Consider the following 548-nt stretch of genomic DNA (forward strand, 5'->3'; position numbering starts at 1 on the left):
TATGCACAAAACAAAATATGGGCCCTTAGCTCAGCTGGTTAGAGCGCACCCCTGATAAGGGTGAGGTCGGTGGTTCGAGTCCACTAGGGCCCACCATTTAAACTTCATAAGGTAGTATTCGGGAGATCCGGAATAATCGGAATCCACCTCGAAGCCAAGCTCCGCTTTTGAAGTAAAGTTTGGGGCCATAGCTCAGCTGGGAGAGCGCCTGCCTTGCAAGCAGGAGGTCAGCGGTTCGATCCCGCTTGGCTCCACCAACAACTTCCAATCAGAGAGAGTACAAATTGTACTTGATCTTACAAAGAAGACTGTGGTAAGATGTTTCTTGCCGCTTTTAGCGGAAGACAAGTTGTTCCTTGAAAACTAGATAGCGAAATATGTAACTAGAATCATCCAAAAACCTTGATGGTTTGATGAAGCAAAGTTGTATGGCGCATGAGCGATTTGGCAAGCTTGCTTGCTAGCGCGAATCGGCATAAAGCGGAGCCTGGTCAAGCTAATAAGGGCACACGGAGGATGCCTAGGCGCTAGGAGCCGAAGAAGGACGT

At 48.7% G+C, this 548-nt stretch carries 2 tRNA genes; both read left to right on the plus strand.

Annotated features, from left to right (window positions below):
* Positions 1-19: 19 nt before the first annotated feature.
* Positions 20-96: transfer RNA gene (locus EDM21_RS24460), tRNA-Ile, on the plus strand.
* An 85-nt stretch (positions 97-181) separates the two neighbouring features.
* Positions 182-257, plus strand: a tRNA-Ala gene (locus tag EDM21_RS24465).
* Positions 258-548: the final 291 nt, after the last annotated feature.

It is taken from the genome of Paenibacillus lutrae (assembly GCF_009757775.1).
In the GTDB taxonomy this organism is placed as follows: domain Bacteria; phylum Bacillota; class Bacilli; order Paenibacillales; family NBRC-103111; genus Paenibacillus_F; species Paenibacillus_F lutrae.